Source organism: Anaerocolumna xylanovorans DSM 12503, assembly GCF_900143645.1.
GTDB classification, from domain to species: domain Bacteria; phylum Bacillota; class Clostridia; order Lachnospirales; family Lachnospiraceae; genus Anaerocolumna; species Anaerocolumna xylanovorans.
In genome coordinates this window covers 1-19,735 of sequence record NZ_FRFD01000014.1, presented here as the reverse complement: position 1 = coordinate 19,735, position 19,735 = coordinate 1, and the positions used below count along the sequence as shown (strand labels likewise).

The window sequence follows — 19,735 nt, the reverse complement described above, 5'->3', positions numbered from 1 at the left end:
GTTTATGCTGTTTTTACTGTTGCCCTTCGAAGAATTCTATACCGCATAGAAACAAAAAAATGAGAGGTAAAGCAATTATGATAAAGATTATAGCTGACAGTACCTGTGATCTATCAAAAGAGCTGCTTGAAAAGTACGATATAACGATAATGCCGTTATGCGTTATAATGGGAGACAATACATATCTGGATGGTGTCAGTATAAATAAGGATGATATTTTTACCTGGGCTGAAAAAGAAAACAGCTTGCCCAAAACGGCAGCGCCCACTCTGGAAAGCGCTGTAGAGGTATTAAAGCCATTTGTGAAGGAAAACAGTGATATCCTGTTTTTTGGTATATCAGAGGATATGTCTTCCTCCTGTAATGTTGTACGACTGGCAGGAGAATATCTGGAATACAAGAAAATACATATTATAAATTCAAAAAATCTGTCCACCGGAATTGGCTTACAGATAATAAAGGCAGCCACCATGGCACAGGAAGGTTTTTCGGCCGGCGAAATAGAAGATTATATCGTAAGCACTATGCGGGATAAGGTAAGGGCAAGCTTTGTGGTGGATACCCTTGCATACCTGCACATGGGAGGAAGATGTTCATCGGTAGCCGCATTACTGGGAAATGTGTTACAGTTAAAACCCATGATTGCTGTAAGAGATGGAAAGATGGGCGTTGATAAAAAATACAGAGGTACCAACCGCAAAGCGCTAACAAGCTATTACAGTGACCTGATACCGGAACTTAAAGATGCTGATACAGAAAGAGTATTTATAACCCATTCCGGGTGTGATGAAGAAACGGTTGAATTTCTTTATAAGGAAATTGAGCAGCTGGGAGTATTTGAAAATATTCATATTACCTATGCCGGAGCCGTTATTTCCAGTCACTGCGGGCCGAAAACACTTGGTATTCTATTTGTAGAAAGATAATTATAAAGGAGAGTAGTTTGAAAAATCAAGATTTTTCAAATGCAAATTTGTACCTGCGGCCCAAAGTTTGCAGGTACAGGAAAGGGCATGGGTATTTATATGATTATTATACCAAAGCCACAGCAGATAGCTGTATTTCATGAAAGGCATTATGCTGTAAAGTACGAGACGAAAATTCTGCTCCCCCAGAAAGCAACTAACAGGGAGTTAAATCACGCAAAGTTGTTAAAATCCAAAATCGAAGAAATACTGGGATTTTCTCTGCCGATATTAAAAGGCCCCCATACTAAGGAGGGTTCTATCCTTCTGGAGGTTGCCGATGGACTTAAGGAAGAGGAATATGTTCTGGAGATAAAGGAAGAAGGTATCCTCATAAAAGGCGGTTCTCACAAAGGGCTTCTTTATGGAGTGCAGACCTTAAGCCAGATACTATATTCAGAAGGTGCGGTTCTTACCTGTCTGACCATTAAGGATTATCCGGATATAAAGGCAAGGGGATATTATTTTGATGTTACAAGAGGAAGGATTCCGACACTTGCTTCTTTGAAAAAACTGGCCGATAAGATGAGTTATTATAAACTAAATCAGCTCCAGCTCTATGTCGAACACAGCTACTTATTTACGGGATTAAGTGAGGTATGGAGAGATGATACCCCCTTAACAGCGGAAGAAATTATGGAGTTTGATGAATACTGCAGCAATTTAAATATTGAGCTGATACCATCCCTTGCCAGCTTTGGGCATTTGCACAAGCTCTTATCCACTGCATCTTATCATGAGCTATGCGAACTTGAGGGTTCTTACGGTGCAAGATTTTCCTTGCAGGACAGAATGCAGCATCATACCCTGGATGCCACCAATGATAAGAGTATTGCTTTGATAAGGAGGCTGCTTGAAGAATTCATGGTGCTGTTCCGTACGGATAAGTTTAATATCTGTGCAGATGAAACCTTTGACTTGGGCAATGGAAAGAGCAGGGAAGCGGCCAAGGCTCTTGGAAAAGATAAGGTATATATCAATTTCTTAAATAAGCTGTGTGATATTATAATAGAACACGGAAGAGTCCCTATGTTTTGGGGAGATATTATTTTACAAAAGACAGAGAACGTAAAGGAACTTCCCAAGGAGGCTATCTGCCTTAACTGGGATTATAATACCAATGTCTGCGAGGAGAACATAAAGAAGCTTCAGGAATCGGGTGCCAGGCAGTATCTGTGTCCGGGAGTTCAAGGCTGGATGAGGTTTATCAATCGCTTAGACTGGGCTTATGAAAATATCAGTAAAATGTGCGAATATGTCCACAAATATCAGGCAGAAGGACTTCTGATAACGGACTGGGGTGATTATGGCCATATCAATCATCCGGAATTCTCGGTACCGGCTATGATATACGGAGCAGCCTTTTCCTGGAACCAGGCAATAGATGAATATGAGGAAATAAACAGACAGATATCTCTTCTGGAATTTGGTGATGCATCCGGTAATTTTGCAGAGATTACTGCTGAAATGGAGAAACAGGATATTTTTACCTGGGGATATGCTGTTGAGTGGAAAGAAAAAATGGAACGGGAAGGCAATGTGAAGGAAAAGTGCGAATGGATTTTTGAACTTCCGGCAGCAGATATTCCCAAAGCAAATGACCGACTTAAAGAGTTGGTTCAGGAAATGTACCTGACTGTAAAGAATCTGGATACTCCAAAGCGTAAGATAGCAAAAGCATATCTTGTTGCAGCAAAGGGAATCGGACTCTTTAATGAAATCTTCGCCGTGATTGCCAGAGATTATTATAAAAAAGATATGCCGGGGAAATCACAGCCATGGGAACTGGCAGAAAAGATAGAATGCTGGTTCTATGATTATAAGGAAATATGGCGCAGCTACGGCAAAGAAGCAGAACTATACCGCATATCCGAAGTGGTATTCTGGTACTGTGATTTTCTAAGAGCCCTGGCTAAGGCTTAATATACCAATCAATTTGTCCTGCCTCCAGAGCTTCTTTGACGGAAGAAGTTTTGGGGGCAGTTCCTCCGTAATTGGCATACCAGCTGGCGGGATAGAGGATGGAAGGATTCACGGCTGCCTTGTCTGCTGCAACGGCAGAGTTCTCTCCATCCCTGATTTTTCTGGCTACAATTACGGTTCTGTAATTATCTAATTCATAGGAGCAGGTGACAAGGGTAATAATCTGGTCCTTTTCATTCATATCCACGGGAATATTGTAGATGGAACGGATTCTAAGCTGGTATACATATTCCAGAAAATCCGTGTCACTTTCAAATCTGGTTCTGGTAAAATCAAAGAAATCGTCATTTATATTGGCATCGGCCTTGAAAATAGAGATTATTTTCCATTGCCCCTTGTGGTAAAGGGTGTCAAAGGTAATTACAGGATGTTTCCTGTAATACGCAAGGTCATTGTATTTAATCAGATAGTGGAACATATTATCGGTGGACTTCATGTTATGCCCATAGATAAGCATATTTTGTGTGTTTTCCTCTACAGAGGAATTTATATCCAAAAAAATACTGCCTGCTTTGTCTGTTTTACGGTCCAAGTTTTTGTGCAGATAATATTCCGGGTCATCTTTACCGGATTGAAGTACCGGATAGTCGATATTAGTGCCATCTATTGTTATCCAGCCCTTAACGTCTTCATTAACGGATAAAAGGCCGGAAAACTCCTTTAATCTGCCCATACTGTCATACAGGCTGTCCTCTGACATGTCTGCTTTTGATGTTTCCTGTAAGGTATCCTTTGGAGCCTCCGTACTTTCCGGCTCTTTCGTGGCGGCCACCTCTTCTTTTGAAGTATTATACAGATTTCTGGCCTCAGTTACAGCCTTTTGGGACAGGTAAGGGCGAAGTATCAGCTCATATCCTAAATAAATGGCACATACAAGAAACACGCCAAGAGAAATGAACTGAATAATTTTAATTAATTTATTCGAATTTATATTTTTCATAGAAATAATCATGCCCTTTCCAATGCGCCGCAAGATTGGCCGGGGATTTCGCAGGCACAATCTTGTGTGAAAATTGCTTTTAATTTTCACATTAACTTCCTTGTAAATATCAATTAATTGGTTAAGTTGTTTTCTATTATACTATAATTTTAAGCAGAAAGGAATAATAATCGCATTTCGGACCGGACATGAAAAATTTAGTAGTAATTTTAACTGATTAGTGGTATAATAATTCGAAGCAGTTTTTCTGCGATATATGCCAGAGATCGCATCCGAGACTTCTGAAAAGGGCACCGGTATTAATTGACTGCGGTGAGTTTTTCAGTAGTTTCGGCATCTTTGGCAAATTTATGAATAAAGGAGTAAAATTCATGTACAAAAGTTTTTCCATGGAGCTTGCCGGAAGAACTCTGACCGTTGATGTAGGCAGAGTGGCAGCTCAAGCAAATGGTGCAGCATTTATGCACTATGGAGATACTGTTGTTGTATCAACCGCAACAGCATCTGACAAGCCAAGAGAGGGAATAGATTTTTTCCCGTTAAGCGTAGAATATGAAGAGAAATTATATGCAGTAGGAAAGATTCCCGGTGGTTTTATCAAAAGGGAAGGAAAAGCTTCTGAAAATGCCATTCTAACCTCACGTGTCATTGACAGACCCATGAGACCTCTTTTTCCGAAGGATTACAGAAATGACGTAACCCTTAATAATCTTGTAATGTGTGTGGACCAGGACTGCAGCCCTGAGCTTACCGCTATGCTTGGTTCCGCTATCGCTACCGCAATATCTGATATTCCCTTTGACGGACCGACAGCTTCTACTATGGTTGGTATGGTGGACGGAGAACTGGTATTTAATCCTACCAGCGCGCAGAGAGAGAAATCCATATTAAGCTTAACCGTAGCCTCTACAAAAGAGAAGGTTATTATGATTGAAGCCGGTGCTTATGAATTGCCGGAAGATAAGATGATTGAGGCTATCTTTGCAGCTCATGAATTAAATCAGAAGGTTATCGCTTTTATTGAGACAATCGTAGCTGAATACGGAAAGCCAAAGCATGACTATATAAAATGCGATACCCCGGAAGAACTCTATGCAGATATGGTTGCTTTCATTACCCCCGAGGCAATGGAAGAGGCTGTATTTACTGATGTGAAGCAGGTAAGAGAAGAGAATATCCGTGTCATTACCGATAAGCTTAACGAGCGTTATAAGGAAACCCATCCCGAATGGATTCCTTTGCTTGGAGAAGCAATCTATAAATTCGAAAAGAAAACTGTCCGCAAGATGATTTTAAAAGACCACAAGCGTCCTGACGGCCGTGAGATTACACAGATAAGGCATCTTGCAGCAGAAGTCGATATCCTTCCCAGAACCCATGGTTCTGCTATGTTTACCAGAGGACAGACACAGGTTCTTACGGTAACTACGCTAGGTGCTCTTGCAGAAATCCAGAAATTAGACGGAATTGATGAAAATGAGAAGACAAAGCGTTATATGCACCACTATAATTTCCCTTCCTATTCTGTAGGTGAGACAAAGCCCTCCAGAGGACCGGGAAGAAGAGAGATTGGCCACGGCGCTTTAGCAGAGAAAGCCTTAGTGCCTGTACTTCCTCCGGAGGAAGAATTCCCGTATGCTATCCGTACCGTATCCGAAGTATTGGAATCCAACGGTTCCACTTCCCAGGGAAGTATCTGTGCATCCACACTTTCCCTGATGGCTGCCGGTGTGCCTATTAAGAGCATGGTTGCAGGTATTTCTGTTGGTCTGGTTACCGGCGAAACCGATGATGATTATATTATCCTTACGGATATTCAGGGACTTGAAGATTTCTTCGGCGATATGGACTTTAAGGTGGCAGGAACCCATAAGGGTATAACCGCTATTCAGATGGATATTAAGATTCATGGTCTTACCAGAGAGATTATTGAGAAAGCTATTTACCGTACGAAAGAAGCCAGAACCTATATCCTCAATGATATTATGGCTCCCTGCATCAGCAGTCCCCGTCCGGAGGTTGGACCTTATTCACCTAAGATTGTACAGATTAAGATTGATCCTACTAAGATTGGTGATGTGGTTGGACAAAGAGGAAAGACAATCAATGCCATTATCGAGCAGACAGGTGTGAAGATCGATATTACCGATGACGGTTCAGTATCTGTATGCGGTGTTGATTCTGACAGCATCCAGAAAGCAATTAAGCTGATACAGACAATTGTAGCGGATTTTGAGGAAGGACAGATTTTTGAAGGCAAGGTTATAAGCATCAAAGATTTCGGAGCTTTCTTAGAATTTGCACCCGGTAAGGAAGGCATGGTTCATATCTCTAAGATTTCCAAAGAGAGAGTAGAAAAAGTAGAGGATGTTCTTACTCTTGGAGATATGGTAAAGGTGGTATGCCTTGGCAAAGATAAGATGGGCAGAATCAGCTTTAGTATAAAAGATGTAAAATAATTATTAAGATACAGACCCCCTGTAATGTTGGTAAAATCAACTGTTACAGGGGGTTTTTTAGCAATATTTACCCCAAATCTGATAACACTTGCTTTGCAAAGGAATATATACTATAATAAGAACAAACGTTCGCAAAACGCATGGAGGAAGAATAGGTGAAAGAATATCATATAACCAGGAAACAGGCAAGAAGATTACTGTTAAAGAAACAGGGGCTGCTTGGAGAATACCGCTTTTTCGGAGAGGAAGGGGTAGTTTCTTATATCAAGCAGGCGGGCTGTATTCAGTTTGACCCGGTGGATGTATGCGGTAAGAACCCGGAATTGGTACTGCAATCAAGGATTAAGGGCTTTCGGAAAGAAATGCTGTATAAGCTTTTGTATGAAGACCGGGTGTTAATTGATTATTTTGATAAAAATCTTTCCATCTTTTTGATGGAAGATTTCCGCTATTTTGAAAGGACCAGAAAGCATATGAAGGAGGCTGTCTGGTTTCAGAAAGAGGTTGAAGAGTTGATTCCGGTAATCCATAAAAAGATGAAGGAGACAGGACCCATATGTTCGAAGGATTTAAAGACTGGGAATAGCGTTGACTGGTATTGGGGAATGAATACCAGCTTAACAAGAGTTGCCCTTGAGAATCTTTATTTTACAGGAGATCTTATTATACATCATAAAAAAGGTTCTATTAAGTACTATGCGCCTGCGAAGGAATACTTGGGTAAGGAATACCGAAGGAAGGACCCGTTAAAGGAAGACTACGAGCATCTGAAATGGAGGGTGTTAAGAAGGATTTCCGGAGTCGGGCTTCTTTGGAATAAACCTTCTGACGCCTGGCTTGGGGTAAGGGATTTAAAAGCAAGGGATAGAGAAAAGATTTTTGGCGAATTATTGGAAAAAGGGAAGATTGCTAAGCTTATAGTGGAGGATTTTGCCGAGCCTTTGTACTGCCTGAAAGAGGATGTAAAATATATTACGGAGAAGGAAGAAGGCAATTGCGAAAGGACAGAGCTTTTGGCACCTCTTGACAATATGCTGTGGGATAGAAAATTAATCAGCCAGCTTTTTGGTTTTGATTATAAATGGGAAATTTATACCCCGGAGGATAAACGTAAATACGGATATTATGTACTTCCAATCCTGTCAGGGGATGAAATAATTGGAAGGGGAGAATTCGTGTCAAACAGAAAGGACAAGGTTTTAGAAGTTAGAAGGCTCTGGCTTGAAAAAGGAAAGGATTGGGAAGATTTCTGTGAGCCGCTGAATGAGACAATTCTTAAGTTTGCAGATTTTAATGGGGCGAAGGAAGTTTGTTATTATAAGGATTTTGTACAAATTTGAGAAAGAATGGAGTAATAGGAAAAGCGAGGGAATTACAAAAAATGTAAATGAATTGATTCTATGGATTTTTCACTGTTGTATAATAACCGCAATGATGATACAATTAAATTTATTGATTATCAGAAAGGTTGAATTGAATGGTAAATACCAGGGAATTATCCAATGGAATAACGGTTGTATTGGAAAAAATGCCGTATTTTAGAAGTGCTGCTTTGGGAATATGGGTAAAAGTAGGCTCTTCCAATGAAAATGAGAAAAATAACGGAATTTCACATATAATTGAACATATGCTCTTTAAGGGAACCAAGACAAGAAATGCAAAGCAGATCGCAGATGAGATGGCAAGAATCGGCGGGGATATCAATGCTTATACCAGTAAGGAATGTACCTCTTTTTATGCCGTGACACTGGACGAGCATCTTTCGGTAGCAATTGATATATTGGGAGATATGTTTAACAACTCTTTATTTGAGGAAAAATCCTTTCAGAAGGAAAAAGGGGTTATCATAGAAGAAATTGATATGTATGATGATTCTCCGGAAGATTTAGTCCATGAAATGCTCCAGATGAAGGTTTGGGACAAGCATCCGTTAGGTTTTCAGATTTCAGGCTCCAAAGAGACAGTCCGAAATACTACCAGAGAAGAAGTCCTGGAATTTATGGCGAAATATTATGTGGGCGGGAATATGGTCATTTCAGCAGCCGGAAATTTCGAGGAAGAAGAAATTATGGAGCAGTTAGAGCGAAATTTTGGAATCATGCCAAAGGGTAACAGGGCAGAGGCAGCAAGTGCCCCCTCCTATGTTCCGACAGTTTACGTAAAAGAAAAGGATGTGGAGCAGCTTCATTTGAACATGGCTTATGAATCCATTAAATCCGATGGGGAAGAAAAATACATTCTTACTGTCTTGAACTCTGTGTTCGGAGGCAGTATTAATTCCAGGTTATTTCAGGAAATCCGTGAAAATCAGGGATTGGCCTATACTATTTATTCTTATGGAAGCGCTTATTCCAGGGCAGGTCTTTTTCATATATATGGTGCAATGAATCCTTCACAGTTAAGACCTGTTATTGATAATATCTTTCAAATTATTGAGGATATCAAAGAGAAGGGAATAACCGAGGAAGAGCTTTCCATGTGCAAGGAACAGATAAAAACAGAGCTTATACTGGGAGAAGAGACAGCTAAGAACCGTATGAACAGCAATGGCAAGGCCATGCTGTTTCGAGGATATATAATACCTCTTGAGGAAATCATAGAAAAGGTTAATGATGTAACAGGAGAAACGGTTAAGGAATTTGCTGTTAAATACTTAAATAAAGAAAATGTGAGCATCTCCTTAGTGGGCAATCTGGAGGGAATCAACAAAGAAGGTTTGCTGTTATAATCTGTATTGCGTAAAACTTAAGAGTGATTTTCACATTCTGTTTGAGCAGTATTGCAGGCTGGCTTGCGATATGCATAGGTGTTAATGTAAAATTTCTTATCTAAGCGAAAATTTAAGGAACCGGACGGGGAAATCATAATATAATAAAATAGAATTTAATTCAGAGCATACGGCTGTCTTAAATAGCCGTTATGCTCTTTGTTTCCGTAAAAGTCAAAGGGAGGATATACCGTGCAAATAGACATAAACAGCTTTCGCAGACCTTGTAATTGCGGCAGAACCCATGAAATATTTGTAAAGGATATACTGATCGAAGAAAATGCATTGAAGAGGCTTCCCGAAAAAGTCAGAAGTATTTTCGATGGACGAAACACTGAAATTGCAGTTATCTGTGATACCAATACATATCAGGCAGCAGGAAAGACAGTGGAGAAACTGCTGCCTGGCTGTGAATTAATCATACTTCCTGCAAATGATCTTAGAGCGGATAATTGCGGAATTACCCTGGCAAGAAAAGGTTTGCTCTCTTCCGGCAGAATAAAGCTCATTATTGCCGCAGGTGCCGGTACTATCCATGATATCAGCCGGTATTTGGCAATGGAGTTTAGGATACCCTTTGTATCCGTCCCTACTGCTGCCAGCACAGACAGTTATGCATCTGTCATTTCTATATTGACAATGAATGGCTCTAAGAAAAATATTCCGGGAGATTCACCTGTACTGATAATTGCAGATACCCTCATTCTTGCAAAAGCACCTTATAGGCTCACCGCTTCCGGTATAACGAAAATCCTAAGAAAGTACACGGCCCTTACGGACTGGGAGATTTCCCATATGGTAACGGGAGAATATATCTGCCAACGAATCTGTGAGATGGAGATGTCGGCATTAAAGGAAGTGTGTCTTTACAGCAATGATTTAAAGGGAAATACAAGGGATAAGAATACTTTAAGAGCTTATGAAAAGCTCATATATGCACTTTTATTATCCGGCATTGCCATGCAGATGGTTGGGAGTATAAGTTCTGCCTCCGGGGGAGATGATGCGGCACACCTGTGGGAAAAAGAAGCTGTTAATGAACTCTTTGAGACCTATCACGGAGAGAAGATTTCTATTGGGCTTATGGTAGCAGTACATACTTGTCACAAACTTAAAAATACCGTCAAAAATGGAATCAATAAGGTTATGCCAAATAGAGAGATAGAAAGCATGGGGAAGGGAAGGACTTATGAAGAGGTTGTAAAAGAGAATGCCCTGGACTCTCTTCCGGCTATTTCCGGTATTCTGGGTAAGCTGCCTACGGAATCGGATTTGCGGAAACTCTTAACGGCTGCCGGATACAAGAGGGAGATAAGAGATATAAAACTTGAGGAAAGGCTGGTTCCGCTTACAAAACGGTTGGATTTTGATACACGGAACCGCCTGATATTTTTAAAGTTTACTAAGTTTTTTAAATTAAAAAATGAAGCATAGGAAAAACGCTCCTCTAAGGATGTGCCAAGGCACATCCTTTATTTTATCTTCATCTCATGATATTTTATATGAGAATTGGGAATATTAAAAATTATCATCAGGACATCATTATGTCATATACAAAAAATAAATATACGTGGGAAAAAATACACCTGTATAAACAAATGAAATATGTTTACAAAAAACAGGCAGGAGATGAGGATTACAATAATGATAAATATAAGGAGATGCCATGGCTAAGAACGAGACAAAAATAGAAAAGCAAAAAGAAGAGAAAGAAAAGGAAGAATTAGATGACGGCAAAATAAAGGAATTCGGGCAAACAACGCTCATAAATGAGAAGAGAAAGTCTAAAATACATTTACTATCGATAATAGGAGAGATTGAAGGGCATGAATGTCTGCCCCAGCATAACAAAACGACAAAGTATGAACATGTCCTGCCGCAGCTTGCAGCCATTGAAGACAGCTCTGATATTGATGGCTTACTGATTTTGATCAATACGGTAGGAGGGGATGTAGAAGCAGGACTTGCCATTGCGGAAATGATAGCCTCTTTAAGCAAACCAACGGTTTCACTGGTACTGGGAGGAAGCCATTCCATCGGAGTGCCGCTGGCAGTTTCTGCAAAATACAGCTTCATAGTTCCTACCGCAACTATGATTATCCATCCTGTTCGGATGAACGGTACGGTGATAGGTGTTTCCCAGACCTATGATTATTTTGAAAAAATACAGGACAGGATACTAAATTTTGTATCCAGTCATTCCAAAATCGATAAGGAAAAATTAAGAGGTCTTATGCACAATACCGGCCAGCTTGCCAAGGATGTGGGATCGATACTGATAGGCTCTGAAACAGTGGATAACGGAATAGTTGATGAAGTAGGCGGAATCAGAGATGCATTAGGAAAATTATACCAAATGGCAGGAAGAGGTGATGACGAATGCTGTACACCGTAACTCCACTGGAGAGAATCTACACAGATAGAACAAAATCGAATATTCAATCGAAAGAGAAGGAAGAAAAGTCGACAGAAGTAGAAAGGTGTAGTTTTGACGTAGAAAGAGGAAAAATATATACAAGAAAAGAAGGAAAGGATTATATTATTGAGGGAATTCAGTCCACTGATATGGAGGATTATCTGAATCCACTGTACTCCCCCGGGAATAATTTTCCTTGCAACTAAGGTTGTTTAAGGGTATAATAATTTTATGGAAATTTCTGAAGAGCATTTAAAACCGGCTGTTGAAAATAAGCTGGCTTTAAATGTTTCTTTGGTATAAAAGTGTAGAATGGCTGTCAAAGGATCAGGAAGAGGCAGCAGCAGGTAGCTGCAGTTATTCCGGGTCTATTTTTGAGTTTAGGGAGGGTTTGTTTTGGCTGCCGAAAAAATGAAAAGTAAAACTTCTGCCAGAAAAAGAACCGGTAATACCGGTAAGAAAAGCAGTGGCAGAAAAAATGTACATAAAGGAAAAAGAAAAGATCCTGTAAAGGATATGTATAGGGATGAGATAGTATTAGTAGCAAGCCTTGTGATATCACTTCTATTGATACTTAGTAACTTTCATTTAAGCGGAAAAGCCGGAAACTGGATAAACAGCTTCACTTTTGGCATCTTTGGCTTTCTTGCTTATCTGCTGCCGTTTTTTTTGTTCTTCTCCGTAGCCTTTGGAGTTGCTAACAGGGGAAATAAGTCAGCTTATGTTAAGATAGTAACAGCAGTATTAATCAGTATTGTGCTTGCGGCGGTTATTCAACTGTTGACAACGGGATATCAGGATGGAATAAAACTTACGGATATTTACCGTGGTTCCTCTGCTGATAAGAATGGGGGAGGACTTATCGGAGGGCTGTTACTGGCGCTGTTCTACCCTTTGTTTGGAACCGCAGGAAGTTATGTAGTCCTCTTTGGCATTATGGCTGTCCTTGTAGTAATATTTACAGGGAAATCCCTTTTTAAACCACTTGGGCAAAAGAGCGAAGCGGCTCTTCTGCAGATGAGGGAGATGAAACGCTTAAGGCAGGAAGAGACAGAAGCTAAAGAGATAGAGGCTATGGAAGAAGGGACAGTGCTTCCAAAGAGAAAGGCAAGAATTATCTCCTTCCCGAAGAAAAGCGAAGAATTAGTGGGAGCAGAAACCATTTCGGAGGAAGTAAAACCGGAAGAGGTACCTTCCGCGAAAAAAGGAAAATCTGCAAGAAAGAAGAAAGAGGCAGATAATAAAGCGGCAGTGGAGATGCAGGAGATAACCCCTAAGCCTATGGATGAGCTTCCCATACAGCAGGCTGATATGGGCTTTGTGCTTCATGAAGAAGCAAGGGCTTTGGAACCTGATTTTACAGAGGAAGAGAATGTTCCTGCTGCATTTTATGGAGAGGATACCACGAAAGAGGATGTCGCAAAAGATGAATATACAGACAATTTTACAGAGATGGCAGAAGAAAAAACGGATGTTTTAAATGGACTTAATACAGAAGCGGCAGAGGCTTCTTTCGATAATTTATCCGATATTTCAGATGAAATGACCAGGAATCAGCAGGCAGCAGTGAAAGAATACGTATTCCCGCCTTTGGATTTACTGGCCAGACCTAAGGGAAATGTCAAGGGAGTATCTGAAAGAGATTTAAAGGAGACGGCTATAAAGCTTCAAAAGACTTTGGAAAGCTTTGGCGTTGGCGTTACGGTAACCAATGTCAGCTGCGGGCCTTCCGTAACCAGATATGAGCTGCTTCCCGAGCAGGGAGTTAAGGTCAGCCGGATCACAGGGCTTGCAGATGATATCAAGCTGAATCTGGCAGCTGCGGATATCCGTATTGAAGCTCCTATTCCTGGAAAGGCGGCCGTAGGAATTGAGGTACCTAATAAAGATAATTCTATGGTTTTATTCCGTGAATTAATTGACAGCAGAGAATTTAAAGGGCATCCTTCGGATATCGCTTTTGCCGTTGGAAAGGATATCGGCGGGCAGATTATTGTCACAGACATCGGAAAGATGCCTCACTTACTAATTGCAGGAGCTACAGGTTCCGGTAAGTCCGTATGTATAAATACCCTGATTATGAGTATTTTGTATAAAGCCAATCCTTCCGATGTGAAGATGATAATGGTGGATCCCAAGGTAGTGGAACTTAGTGTTTATAATGGAATACCGCACCTTTTGATACCGGTTGTTACCGATCCTAAGAAGGCATCGGCAGCTCTTAACTGGGCAGTTATGGAGATGACAGAAAGATATAAGAAGTTTGCCGATTTGGGTGTAAGGGATGTAAAAGGCTATAATGAAAAAGTTGCCACTGTAGCAGAATATCAGGATGAAAGATACCAAAAACTTCCACAGATTGTGATTATCGTAGACGAGCTTGCAGATCTTATGATGGTAGCACCGGGAGAGGTTGAGGATGCTATCTGCCGTCTGGCACAGATGGCGCGTGCGGCAGGACTCCACCTTATCATAGCTACCCAGAGGCCTTCCGTAAATGTTATAACCGGTCTGATAAAGGCCAATATTCCGTCAAGAATTGCCTTCTCCGTATCCTCTGCCATCGATTCCAGGACAATCATTGACGGATCAGGAGCAGAAAAGCTCTTGGGAAAAGGTGATATGCTGTTCTTTCCTTCCGGTTATCCAAAGCCTATCCGTGTGCAGGGAGCATTTATTTCCGATAAGGAAGTCAGTGGAGTAGTAAAATTCTTGGCAGAGACCAACAGCGGAGCGGAATACAGCGAGGAAGTGGAAGGTAAGATTGCAAATGCTCAAACATCGGAAAGTATGAGTGTTTCCGGCGGCAGTGAACGGGACGATTATTTTATAGAGGCCGGTAAATTCATCATTGAAAAGGATAAAGCATCCATCGGTATGCTGCAAAGAGTATATAAAATCGGCTTTAACAGGGCGGCAAGAATTATGGATCAGCTGGCGGAGGCCGGTGTGGTTGGACCGGAAGAAGGAACTAAGCCGAGAAAGATATTAATGTCTTTGGAGGAGTTTGAAGCGTATGTCGACGAATATATATAAAACACCGGTTAAGGGATATTTAGTTACCAACTCTTATCTTATAAATTCCAAATTCTCAATTATCCACCAGTGGTTTATGGAGAGTGCAAAAAAATACGCCATAGACCTTAAAGGATTTGGCAATTCCCAGTTGCCCATATACCTGCCTGGAGACAGAGAGGATAGCAGGGAGGGAAAGGGCCGGGAGGTTGATTTTGTCCTCTTTTGGGACAAGGATATCAGGCTTGCAAAATTTTTAGAGGATAGCGGGTATACTTTATACAACTCTTCCAGGGCAATTGCTTTAAGTGATGATAAGAGCCTTACCCATTTAGCTCTTTCAAAAGCAGGTATCCCAATGCCGAAAACCTATATTGCACCAATGACCTTTGATACCATCGGATATGCGAACCTGGATTTCCTTGAGGAGGTTGAAGCACTGATTGGTTATCCCTGTGTGGTAAAGGAATGCTTTGGCTCTTTTGGACAGCAGGTGTATCTGGCAAGGTCCCAGGCAGAACTTATGGCAATTACCTTAAAAATCGGCAGTAAACCCATGCTTTTTCAGGAATTTATCGAAAGCAGTATGGGACGGGATGTCAGGCTTCAGGTTGTGGGAGAGGAGGTTATCGCTTCCATGTACCGCTATTCCGATAATGGGGATTTTAGGGCGAATATTACGGCAGGGGGGAAGATGAAACCCTATGAGCCTACAAAGGAGCAGATTGACCTGGCACTCTTATGCTGTAAGACGCTGGGACTTGATTTTGCGGGAGTCGATATTTTATTTGGCCGTGATGGAGAACCCCTTGTCTGTGAAGTGAATTCCAATGCTCATTTTAAGAACATCTATGATTGTACGGGAGTAAATGCGGCAGATGTTATATTGGAGTATATCTTAGGGAAGGTAAAAGGAGCGAAATAATGACGGGCTGGTTAATCTATGGAGAAAAGGATGCCGTTAAAAACAAGGGCTATATTGAATTCTACGAAAAAGAAGGACAGGCTATGGGAATCTCTGTAGAGCTGATTCTTCGTGAATACCTTGAAATCGGTGTTAAAAATAACAGCTGGTTTATACGGTATAAGGGAGAGGAATGCCAAAAGCCTGATTTTGCAGTTGTGCGCACTATATACCCTCTTTTAAGCAAGCAGCTGGAATGCCTTTCCATCCCGGTATTTAATTCCACAGTAATTGCACGTATTTGTAATGATAAAGCCCTGACCTATCAGACAGTGGCAGCGTTGGGGATTCCAATCGTAGATACGACATTTGTAGAAAATGCGTTAGTGCTGCAAAGGTATCAAAGAATTACAGAGCCTACAGTGATTAAAACCGTTGAAGGCCATGGAGGAAGCCAGGTATTTTTGGCACTTCCCAAGGCATCTCCTGGCGAAAAGGACATATATCAGGATTTCAGAGAAGTTGAGACGAAAGAGGAGGAAATTCTGAAAGGGATTGCTTCTTCCGATTGTGTTATGCAGCCCCTGATAACCGGGAGGCATCAGGATTTACGTGTTTATGTAATTGGAAAGGATATTGTCACAGCCATTCTTCGCACTTCAAGGGAAGGCTTTCGTGCTAATTATTCCCTGGGAGGGGAGATTGGAGTCTATGAACTTTCCGGCAAGGAAAGAAGTGTGGCAGAAAAGATTATACGGCATTTTTCCTTTGGAATGGTCGGGATTGATTTTTTGATAGGAGAAGATGGGGAGCTTATTTTTAATGAAATTGAGGATGTTGTAGGTGCAAGAATGCTGTACCAATGTACGGACATCAATCTTGTAAGACGGTATCTTGAATTTATCTGCCAGAAATGCAAGTCAAAAACATCGTGAATTTCTAGAGATATCCTTTATATGTTTTCTGTGTAATATCTAATAGATTATTTAAGATATAGTGTGGAGTTTGAGATAAGTATAGTATTTCACCTAAACAAGCGTTGAAGCGGTAGATTTTAATTTTTTTTGTGATGCAATAGTAAAACATTATATACGCAAGTCAAGCAAAACAGGCTTGCGTAATGGTATTTATATTTTGTGCAGGAGGTAAATATGAAAAATTATACTCAGGTTTATGTGAAAAGTAGTTTTGAAGCGGCAGAAATGTATTGCAAAGCTTTTGGTGCAGAAATTACATTTGAAGTGAAAAATGATACCGAAACTGCTTATGTACACTGTGAATTATCCGTAAATGGTGAAGGTTTTTTAGCATTAAGCGAAGCAGCAAACCCTTGTGACATAAACATAGTTCACAAAATGAAATGGGAAACAATGACTTTTAATGTTTTTGAGATGGGAAGCGAAGAATCGGTTTATAATGCCTTTAATATTTTGAGTAATGGCGGTGTTATTATTAATCCCATTCATGAAGTTCCGTGGAGCAAATGTTGTGCCACTGTTATTGATAAATTTGGAGTGTGTTGGTGGATTTCAATTTAATAAACAAAATAAGCATTTTGTTATTAGTTATTAAAAATATCATACGGTTTTATTAAAAAGCCCTACAAGCTTACTAAAATGGCTCTAAGGACAAAACTCACACGAACTTGCAGATAACCGAAAACTGCCTAATGCCTTGTAAACCCTGTAATAGTAGCAATGGTGCAGAATAATTATACAAGAGTTGTCTTGTACAAAGCATAAAATAAAAAGCTGTTATCAAACATTTATTAATGTTGGTAGCAGCGAGCAAAGTACAAGAACAAAAGAATCAATATGAGGATGTTCGTCCAATTCCAAAGCTTAATATCGAAGAACTGACTGAACTTGATTGTGTCCGACCTATGAATGATTTTACTTCACTGTTGTTCCATTGTGAACCAGTCAAAAGATATAGTGGAGCTTGCTTAAAATGTGGTAAATCACATAATTATTACTCAAACGGAAAATCAGACCGTCTGGTGCATGATATAAGTATGGGATTGGTACACATAGATATAATTGTAAAGTCACCTCGATATGAATGCAATGAGTGTGGTGAAACATTCACTTATCCGTTTCAATCGCTTATACAAGGTAAGCAGTTTACAAAAAGACTTTATGAGCAAATATACAAATGTGAAAACCACCACACTAAATTTTAAATAATCATCTAATATCAGAGATTGACAAATAAAAACTTTCGTGATAGGATAATTGAAATTATTAATGAGTAAGAAATGAGGTTAAGTATGAATCTTTTTAAGCCTGCCTTTTTAAATAGGGATGATGATAGGCGGCGCTTATAGCTATGGAAGTACCATAGGTATAAGCGCTTATTTGGCTTGTACCTATGGAGGCAGGATTCTTACACGGATAGAAACAAAAGCCACCTGGGTATTTTTATAAAATATCCAGGTGCTTTTTTTGTTTAAGGGGGGATGGATTGAAAAACACACTGCATTTTTCAAATGTCTTATTTGGACAATATCGCAGGCTGATCTGCGATATGCGCGAAGGAAACATGCAGCATAGAGATTATGGCGGAAGAGATTTAAGAATAGGAAAAGCAGCATATTAATGAAAAACAGGAGGTCATTTATGAATAATATAATTGGTAAGACAACTGAAATCATAGAAGAAAAGGAATTAAGGGAAAGAATCGGAAAGTTGGCAGACATTACCGGCTCTGTTTATAAAATCAGAAAGATGAGCGGTTTTTCCTTTGTTATATTGCGTACGGCAAGAAATCTCATCCAATGCGTATTAGACACTGGTAATATAACCTGTGAAGAGCTTTGTGAAAATGCCAGTGTGAAAGTTAAGGGGATGGTAAGAAAGGAAGAAAGAGCCCATGCCGGATTTGAGATTGACATTTTAGAGATAGAGATTTTATCCCTTCCCGCCGCGGAAGTGCCGGTAGTTATTAATAACAGAGAGGTCAAGGCTTCTCTTGAGACAAAACTGGATTACCGAGTTATAACTCTTAGAAACCACAAAGAGAGGGCCGTATTTAAAATACAGGAGGGCATTTTAGCAGGAGCAAGAAAATTCCTCATGGAAAAAAAGTTCACGGAAATTCACAGTCCGAAGATTGTTTTCTCAGGTGTTGAAGGCGGAGCTAATATGTTTGGGTTGCAGTATTTCGGAAAAGAGGCATATCTTGCCCAAAGTCCCCAGGCATATAAGCAGATGATGGTGGCAGTTTTTGACAGGGTCTTTGAAATCGGGGCTGTTTACAGGGCGGAGAAGCATGATACGGCAAGACATCTGAATGAATATATAGGTCTTGACCTGGAGATGGGGTATATCAGCAGCTTTTACGAAATCATGGAAACCGAAACAGCAATGCTTCAGACAGTGATGGCATACCTTAAGGAAAATTGCAGGGAGGAGCTTGAGCTTTTAGAAGTCAATCTTCCTGCTATTGATAGCATCCCTTCCATATCTTTTAAGGAAGCCAAGGAATGGATACAAAAGGAATTTAACAGAAATACAGAGGATGACTATGACTTTGAACCGGAGGAAGAGAGGCTGTTATGCCAGCTGATAAAAGAAAAGACCGGCTGCGAATTTGTCTTTGTTACCCATTATCCTACAGCCAAGCGGCCCTTTTACGCCATGGAGGAGGATGGGGATAAAGAAGTGACCAAAAGCTTTGACTTGCTTTTTAGAGGGATTGAAGTAACGACGGGCGGGCAGCGTATCCATGATTACCATGCCCAGACAGAGAAGATGAAAGAGAGAGGAATGAATACAGAGGCCTTCGAAAGCTATTTGATGCTTCATAAATACGGCATAGCTCCTCATGGAGGCTTTGGAATGGGCGTGGAGCGCTTTACCATGAGCCTTTTAGGCAAAACGAATGTCAGGGAGGCGGCGCTCTTTCCCAGGGATATGAACCGGCTGGTACCGTAGGAAGTTTATAAAAAACCGACCTCCAAATGTTAGATTTTTGATATGTACCCCCTTTACTGGACACCAGTAAAGGGGGTTTTTACGTGAAATATGATTTTGTATTTAAATTAAATTGTGTCGAGCTATACAGAAATGGTCAATGGCCTGAAACACCAGCAGGAATTGGTCAAAAGAATTTTAGAAAACGAATTGTTACTTGGTCAAGAATTGCAGATATTTATGGAATTGATACTTTAAAGCATCCTTCAACATGTAAAGAACGTACAGCTGAAGGAAGGTATTCTCTTGTAGCTAGAGTTTTAGCTGGAGAATCACAAAAAAGTGTTGCAATAATTGCTGGAATTGATTCAG

17 protein-coding genes are annotated in these 19,735 nt (G+C 40.4%); 16 read left to right on the top strand and 1 reads right to left on the bottom strand.

Going from position 1 to position 19,735, the window contains the following annotated elements:
* The first annotated feature begins 77 nt into the window (after window positions 1-77).
* Both BUF11_RS20735 and BUF11_RS20730 read left to right on the top strand, forming a co-directional pair.
* A complete protein-coding gene (locus tag BUF11_RS20735; RefSeq protein WP_073590792.1) occupies window positions 78-926 on the top strand; it encodes a DegV family protein in 849 nt (282 codons plus the stop codon).
* Window positions 927-1,013: 87 nt separating this feature from the next.
* Window positions 1,014-2,888: a beta-N-acetylhexosaminidase gene (locus tag BUF11_RS20730; RefSeq protein ID WP_175562121.1), complete on the top strand. Its 1,875-nt coding sequence runs from the start codon at window positions 1,014-1,016 to the stop codon at window positions 2,886-2,888.
* Here BUF11_RS20730 and srtB read toward each other — a convergent pair.
* Window positions 2,878-3,888 carry a class B sortase gene (gene srtB / locus BUF11_RS20725; RefSeq protein ID WP_175562120.1) on the bottom strand — a complete coding sequence of 337 codons (1,011 nt, stop codon included), beginning with the start codon at window positions 3,886-3,888 and terminating at the stop codon, window positions 2,878-2,880. The genes BUF11_RS20730 and srtB overlap by 11 nt on opposite strands.
* Before the next feature lie 371 nt (window positions 3,889-4,259).
* Here srtB and BUF11_RS20720 point away from each other — a divergent pair, with 371 nt between their 5' ends.
* The 14 genes from BUF11_RS20720 to BUF11_RS20655 form a co-directional block, all read left to right on the top strand.
* Window positions 4,260-6,347 (top strand): polyribonucleotide nucleotidyltransferase, encoded by a 2,088-nt coding sequence (locus BUF11_RS20720; protein WP_073590790.1) that lies wholly within the window; start codon window positions 4,260-4,262, stop codon window positions 6,345-6,347.
* A gap of 155 nt (window positions 6,348-6,502) precedes the next feature.
* The gene (locus tag BUF11_RS20715) at window positions 6,503-7,687 is read left to right on the top strand and encodes a DNA glycosylase AlkZ-like family protein (RefSeq protein WP_073590789.1); all 1,185 of its coding nucleotides are present in this window, start codon (window positions 6,503-6,505) and stop codon (window positions 7,685-7,687) included.
* A 137-nt stretch (window positions 7,688-7,824) separates the two neighbouring features.
* On the top strand, window positions 7,825-9,075 hold the full coding sequence (locus BUF11_RS20710) for a M16 family metallopeptidase (protein ID WP_073590788.1): 1,251 nt from the start codon (window positions 7,825-7,827) through the stop codon (window positions 9,073-9,075).
* Between the two features lie 231 nt (window positions 9,076-9,306).
* Window positions 9,307-10,548, top strand: a complete 1,242-nt coding sequence (locus tag BUF11_RS20705; RefSeq protein WP_073590787.1) for an iron-containing alcohol dehydrogenase — start codon at window positions 9,307-9,309, stop codon at window positions 10,546-10,548.
* Between the two features lie 232 nt (window positions 10,549-10,780).
* Window positions 10,781-11,509 (top strand): ClpP family protease, encoded by a 729-nt coding sequence (locus BUF11_RS20695; protein ID WP_073590785.1) that lies wholly within the window; start codon window positions 10,781-10,783, stop codon window positions 11,507-11,509.
* Entirely contained in the window at window positions 11,494-11,736 is a 243-nt protein-coding gene (locus BUF11_RS20690; protein ID WP_073590784.1) for a YlzJ-like family protein, read from the top strand. The genes BUF11_RS20695 and BUF11_RS20690 overlap by 16 nt, the downstream gene beginning before the upstream one ends.
* 205 nt (window positions 11,737-11,941) lie before the next feature.
* A complete protein-coding gene (locus tag BUF11_RS20685; RefSeq protein WP_139243480.1) occupies window positions 11,942-14,566 on the top strand; it encodes an FtsK/SpoIIIE family DNA translocase in 2,625 nt (874 codons plus the stop codon).
* On the top strand, window positions 14,547-15,470 hold the full coding sequence (locus BUF11_RS20680) for an ATP-grasp domain-containing protein (protein ID WP_073590782.1): 924 nt from the start codon (window positions 14,547-14,549) through the stop codon (window positions 15,468-15,470). The genes BUF11_RS20685 and BUF11_RS20680 overlap by 20 nt, the downstream gene beginning before the upstream one ends.
* Complete coding sequence (locus BUF11_RS20675; RefSeq protein WP_073590781.1) at window positions 15,470-16,384, top strand: ATP-grasp domain-containing protein; 915 nt, start codon at window positions 15,470-15,472, stop codon at window positions 16,382-16,384. The genes BUF11_RS20680 and BUF11_RS20675 overlap by 1 nt, the downstream gene beginning before the upstream one ends.
* A gap of 216 nt (window positions 16,385-16,600) precedes the next feature.
* Window positions 16,601-16,987 (top strand): VOC family protein, encoded by a 387-nt coding sequence (locus BUF11_RS20670; RefSeq protein WP_073590780.1) that lies wholly within the window; start codon window positions 16,601-16,603, stop codon window positions 16,985-16,987.
* A gap of 233 nt (window positions 16,988-17,220) precedes the next feature.
* Window positions 17,221-17,631 (top strand): transposase family protein, encoded by a 411-nt coding sequence (locus BUF11_RS25245; RefSeq protein WP_073590779.1) that lies wholly within the window; start codon window positions 17,221-17,223, stop codon window positions 17,629-17,631.
* 281 nt (window positions 17,632-17,912) lie between these two features.
* Complete coding sequence (locus tag BUF11_RS24985; RefSeq protein ID WP_278277168.1) at window positions 17,913-18,047, top strand: hypothetical protein; 135 nt, start codon at window positions 17,913-17,915, stop codon at window positions 18,045-18,047.
* Between the two features lie 20 nt (window positions 18,048-18,067).
* Window positions 18,068-19,384 carry an aspartate--tRNA(Asn) ligase gene (gene aspS / locus BUF11_RS20660; protein ID WP_073590778.1) on the top strand — a complete coding sequence of 439 codons (1,317 nt, stop codon included), beginning with the start codon at window positions 18,068-18,070 and terminating at the stop codon, window positions 19,382-19,384.
* Window positions 19,385-19,467: 83 nt separating this feature from the next.
* Window positions 19,468-19,735 (top strand): hypothetical protein (locus BUF11_RS20655; RefSeq protein WP_073587978.1); only part of this gene is annotated, 268 nt, incomplete at its 3' end.

What these genes read in the sequence shown, in the direction of transcription:
- BUF11_RS20720 (WP_073590790.1), top strand. Translation starts at nt 4,260, where the DNA reads ATGTACAAAAGTTTTTCCATGGAGCTTGCCGGAAGAACTCTGACCGTT.
- aspS (WP_073590778.1), top strand. Translation starts at nt 18,068, where the DNA reads ATGAATAATATAATTGGTAAGACAACTGAAATCATAGAAGAAAAGGAA.
- BUF11_RS20685 (WP_139243480.1), top strand. Translation starts at nt 11,942, where the DNA reads ATGAAAAGTAAAACTTCTGCCAGAAAAAGAACCGGTAATACCGGTAAG.
- BUF11_RS20730 (WP_175562121.1), top strand. Translation starts at nt 1,014, where the DNA reads ATGGGTATTTATATGATTATTATACCAAAGCCACAGCAGATAGCTGTA.
- BUF11_RS20710 (WP_073590788.1), top strand. Translation starts at nt 7,825, where the DNA reads ATGGTAAATACCAGGGAATTATCCAATGGAATAACGGTTGTATTGGAA.
- BUF11_RS20680 (WP_073590782.1), top strand. Translation starts at nt 14,547, where the DNA reads ATGTCGACGAATATATATAAAACACCGGTTAAGGGATATTTAGTTACC.
- BUF11_RS20690 (WP_073590784.1), top strand. Translation starts at nt 11,494, where the DNA reads ATGCTGTACACCGTAACTCCACTGGAGAGAATCTACACAGATAGAACA.
- BUF11_RS20670 (WP_073590780.1), top strand. Translation starts at nt 16,601, where the DNA reads ATGAAAAATTATACTCAGGTTTATGTGAAAAGTAGTTTTGAAGCGGCA.
- BUF11_RS20735 (WP_073590792.1), top strand. Translation starts at nt 78, where the DNA reads ATGATAAAGATTATAGCTGACAGTACCTGTGATCTATCAAAAGAGCTG.
- srtB (WP_175562120.1), bottom strand. Translation starts at nt 3,888, where the DNA reads ATGAAAAATATAAATTCGAATAAATTAATTAAAATTATTCAGTTCATT.
- BUF11_RS20695 (WP_073590785.1), top strand. Translation starts at nt 10,781, where the DNA reads ATGGCTAAGAACGAGACAAAAATAGAAAAGCAAAAAGAAGAGAAAGAA.
- BUF11_RS25245 (WP_073590779.1), top strand. Translation starts at nt 17,221, where the DNA reads ATGTTGGTAGCAGCGAGCAAAGTACAAGAACAAAAGAATCAATATGAG.
- BUF11_RS20675 (WP_073590781.1), top strand. Translation starts at nt 15,470, where the DNA reads ATGACGGGCTGGTTAATCTATGGAGAAAAGGATGCCGTTAAAAACAAG.